General features: G+C 49.2%; 2 tRNA genes and 2 rRNA genes. All 4 read left to right on the top strand.

Features of this window, described 5'->3' with window-relative positions:
* Positions 1-1335 (top strand): 16S ribosomal RNA (locus NCC77_RS22925); the annotation flags it as partial.
* A gap of 125 nt (positions 1336-1460) precedes the next feature.
* A tRNA-Ile gene (locus NCC77_RS22920) sits at positions 1461-1534 on the top strand.
* Positions 1535-1623: 89 nt separating this feature from the next.
* Positions 1624-1697 (top strand) — tRNA-Ala (locus NCC77_RS22915).
* Between the two features lie 140 nt (positions 1698-1837).
* Positions 1838-4719, top strand: a 23S ribosomal RNA gene (locus NCC77_RS22910).
* Positions 4720-4726: the final 7 nt, after the last annotated feature.

The raw sequence follows: 4726 nt of genomic DNA, 5'->3' as shown, positions 1-4726 counted from the left end.
CAAACCGCATGGTTTGATTATTAAAGTCACAACGGTGAAAGATGAGCATGCGTCCCATTAGCTAGTTGGTAAGGTAACGGCTTACCAAGGCTACGATGGGTAGGGGTCCTGAGAGGGAGATCCCCCACACTGGTACTGAGACACGGACCAGACTCCTACGGGAGGCAGCAGTGAGGAATATTGGTCAATGGACGCAAGTCTGAACCAGCCATGCCGCGTGCAGGATGACGGTCCTATGGATTGTAAACTGCTTTTGCACAGGAAGAAACACTCCGACGTGTCGGAGCTTGACGGTACTGTGAGAATAAGGATCGGCTAACTCCGTGCCAGCAGCCGCGGTAATACGGAGGATCCAAGCGTTATCCGGAATCATTGGGTTTAAAGGGTCCGTAGGCGGTCTTGTAAGTCAGTGGTGAAAGCCCATCGCTCAACGGTGGAACGGCCATTGATACTGCAGGACTTGAATTATTGGGAAGTAACTAGAATATGTAGTGTAGCGGTGAAATGCTTAGAGATTACATGGAATACCAATTGCGAAGGCAGGTTACTACCAATTTATTGACGCTGATGGACGAAAGCGTGGGTAGCGAACAGGATTAGATACCCTGGTAGTCCACGCCGTAAACGATGGATACTAGCTGTTGGGAGCAATCTCAGTGGCTAAGCGAAAGTGATAAGTATCCCACCTGGGGAGTACGAACGCAAGTTTGAAACTCAAAGGAATTGACGGGGGCCCGCACAAGCGGTGGAGCATGTGGTTTAATTCGATGATACGCGAGGAACCTTACCAAGGCTTAAATGCAGACTGACCGATTTGGAAACAGATCTTTCGCAAGACAGTTTACAAGGTGCTGCATGGTTGTCGTCAGCTCGTGCCGTGAGGTGTCAGGTTAAGTCCTATAACGAGCGCAACCCCTGTTGTTAGTTGCCAGCGAGTCAAGTCGGGAACTCTAACAAGACTGCCAGTGCAAACTGTGAGGAAGGTGGGGATGACGTCAAATCATCACGGCCCTTACGCCTTGGGCTACACACGTGCTACAATGGCCGGTACAGAGAGCAGCCACTGGGCGACCAGGAGCGAATCTATAAAGCCGGTCACAGTTCGGATCGGAGTCTGCAACTCGACTCCGTGAAGCTGGAATCGCTAGTAATCGGATATCAGCCATGATCCGGTGAATACGTTCCCGGGCCTTGTACACACCGCCCGTCAAGCCATGGAAGCTGGGGGTGCCTGAAGTCGGTGACCGCAAGGAGCTGCCTAGGGTAAAACTGGTAACTAGGGCTAAGTCGTAACAAGGTAGCCGTACCGGAAGGTGCGGCTGGAACACCTCCTTTCTAGAGCCCGAGTGTTAGCTGAAGAGCACGCTTGGGAAATAAGATGCCGGACTATAGGTTTGGAATCTGAGATTGTATTGCTCTTGCTGTTAATTTAAAAAAATGATAAAAATTAAGTAAAACAGAGTCTCGTAGCTCAGCTGGTTAGAGTACTACACTGATAATGTAGGGGTCGGCAGTTCGAGTCTGCCCGGGACTACTATTTGACTTAAAAAAGGAAATTTTAGAGGTTGAGGCCTTATGAGAAATAATTCATAACTCATAACTAATAACTCATCACTAAAAAATGGGGGATTAGCTCAGCTGGCTAGAGCGCCTGCCTTGCACGCAGGAGGTCAACGGTTCGACTCCGTTATTCTCCACAATCCCGATGAATCGGGAAAAAGTTCATTGACATATTGAGATAAGAAAATAATAAGAAAGTAGAAAGCGTTTTTTATTGAGCATTCGTGCAAAATATAGAAAACAAACAAAACGGTCTCATTTTAAAAATGAGATTGGTGCAATAAGCAAAATAAGGGCGCATGGGGAATGCCTAGGCTCTCAGAGGCGATGAAGGACGTGATAAGCTGCGAAAAGCTGCGGGGACTGGCACACACAGATTGATCCGCAGATATCCGAATGGGGCAACCCGCTATGTTGAAGACATAGCACACCGATAGGTGGGCAAACCCGCTGAACTGAAACATCTAAGTAGGCGGAGGAGAAGAAAACAAAAGTGATTCCGTAAGTAGTGGCGAGCGAACGCGGATTAGCCCAAACCATTTATGTTACGGCATAGGTGGGGTTGTAGGACCGCGACATTTCATGTGCAAGGAACCGGAAGCTTCTGGAAAGGAGCGCCATAGAGGGTGACAGCCCCGTATGGGTAACGAGCATAATGGATAGCGGTATCCTGAGTAGGGCGGGGCACGTGAAACCCTGTCTGAATTTGGCGGGACCATCCGCTAAGGCTAAATACTCCTGAGAGACCGATAGTGAACCAGTACCGTGAGGGAAAGGTGAAAAGAACCGTGAATAACGGAGTGAAATAGATCCTGAAACCATGCGCTTACAAGCGGTCGGAGCCCTTTCGTGGGGTGACGGCGTGCCTTTTGCATAATGAGCCTACGAGTTAACGCTGCTGGCAAGGATAAGTGGTTAAGCCATGGATCCGCAGCGAAAGCGAGTCTGAATAGGGCGCTTTAGTCAGTAGTGTTAGACGCGAAACCGTGTGATCTACCCATGGGCAGGTTGAAGCTGTGGTAACACACAGTGGAGGACCGAACCGGTTGACGTTGAAAAGTCTTCGGATGACCTGTGGGTAGGGGTGAAAGGCCAATCAAACTCGGAAATAGCTCGTACTCCCCGAAATGCATTTAGGTGCAGCGTTATTTTAGTTATATAGAGGTAGAGCTACTGATTGGATGCGGGGGCTTCACCGCCTACCAATTCCTGACAAACTCCGAATGCTATATAATGATTGATAACAGTGAGGGCTTGGGTGCTAAGGTCCAAGTCCGAGAGGGAAAGAACCCAGACCATCAGCTAAGGTCCCCAAATATATGCTAAGTTGAAAGAACGAGGTTTGTCTGCCCAGACAGCTAGGATGTTGGCTTGGAAGCAGCCATTCATTTAAAGAGTGCGTAACAGCTCACTAGTCGAGCGGACGAGCATGGATAATAATCGGGCATAAGCATATTACCGAAGCTATGGATTTTGTGGCAACACAAAGTGGTAGGGGAGCATTCTGACAGGGCTGAAGGTGTTTCGTAAGGGATGTTGGACCGGTCAGAAAAGAAAATGTAGGCATAAGTAACGATAATGCGGGCGAGAAACCCGCACACCGAAAAACTAAGGTTTCCACAGCTATGCTAATCAGCTGTGGGTTAGTCTGGACCTAAGGCGAACCCGAAAGGGACAGTCGATGGCCAACGGGTTAATATTCCCGTACTTCTTATTGCTGTGATGGGGTGACGGAGTGATGAAAGCGCCGCGAACTGACGGAATAGTTCGTTAAAGCACCTAGCTATAGGGTCTCTAGGCAAATCCGGAGATCTTGGTGAAATGCGATAGTACTCGGAGTCTTCGGACAAAGAGATAGTGCGCCTAAGGGCTTCCAAGAAAAACCTCTAAACTTCAGGCAGTAAGAACCAGTACCGTAAACCGACACAGGTAGTTGAGGAGAGAATCCTAAGGTGCTCGAGAGATTCATGGCTAAGGAATTAGGCAAAATAGACCTGTAACTTCGGGAGAAAGGTCGCCCCGAGCAATCGGGGCCGCAGTGAAGAGGTCCAGGCGACTGTTTATCAAAAACACAGGGCTCTGCAAAATCGTAAGATGAAGTATAGGGCCTGACACCTGCCCGGTGCTGGAAGGTTAAGAGGAGATGTTATCTTCGGAGAAGCATTGAATTGAAGCCCCAGTAAACGGCGGCCGTAACTATAACGGTCCTAAGGTAGCGAAATTCCTTGTCGGGTAAGTTCCGACCTGCACGAATGGTGTAACGATCTGGACACTGTCTCAGCCATGAGCTCGGTGAAATTGTAGTAACGGTGAAGATGCCGTTTACCCGCAGTGGGACGAAAAGACCCTGTGCACCTTTACTATAGCTTAGTATTGACCTTGGATAAATGATGTGTAGGATAGGTTGGAGACTATGAAGCGGCGTCGCCAGGCGTTGTGGAGTCATTGTTGAAATACAACCCTTTGTTTATCTGAGGCCTAACCCCGCAATGTGGGGGACAGTGCTTGGTGGGTAGTTTGACTGGGGTGGTCGCCTCCAAAAGAGTAACGGAGGCTTCTAAAGGTTCCCTCAGTACGCTTGGTAACCGTGCGTAGAGTGCAATGGCATAAGGGAGCTTGACTGAGAGACATACAGGTCGATCAGGTACGAAAGTAGAGCATAGTGATCCGGTGGTTCCGCATGGAAGGGCCATCGCTCAAAGGATAAAAGGTACGCCGGGGATAACAGGCTGATCTCCCCCAAGAGCTCATATCGACGGGGGGGTTTGGCACCTCGATGTCGGCTCGTCACATCCTGGGGCTGGAGAAGGTCCCAAGGGTTGGGCTGTTCGCCCATTAAAGTGGCACGCGAGCTGGGTTCAGAACGTCGTGAGACAGTTCGGTCTCTATCTACTGCGGGCGTTAGAAATTTGAGTGGATCTGATTCTAGTACGAGAGGACCGAATTGGACAAACCTCTAGTGTATCTGTTGTCCCGCCAGGGGCACCGCAGAGTAGCTACGTTTGGAAGGGATAAGCGCTGAAAGCATATAAGCGCGAAACCCACCACAAGATGAGATTTCTTTTAAGGATCGTGGAAGATGACCACGTTGATAGGCTACAGATGTAAAGGCAGTAATGTCATAGTCGAGTAGTACTAATAATCCGTAAGCTTATGCACAAACTTT

Source organism: Flavobacterium tyrosinilyticum (genome assembly GCF_023656565.1).
GTDB lineage: Bacteria > Bacteroidota > Bacteroidia > Flavobacteriales > Flavobacteriaceae > Flavobacterium > Flavobacterium tyrosinilyticum.
This window is presented reverse-complemented; position numbering and strand designations above follow the sequence as displayed.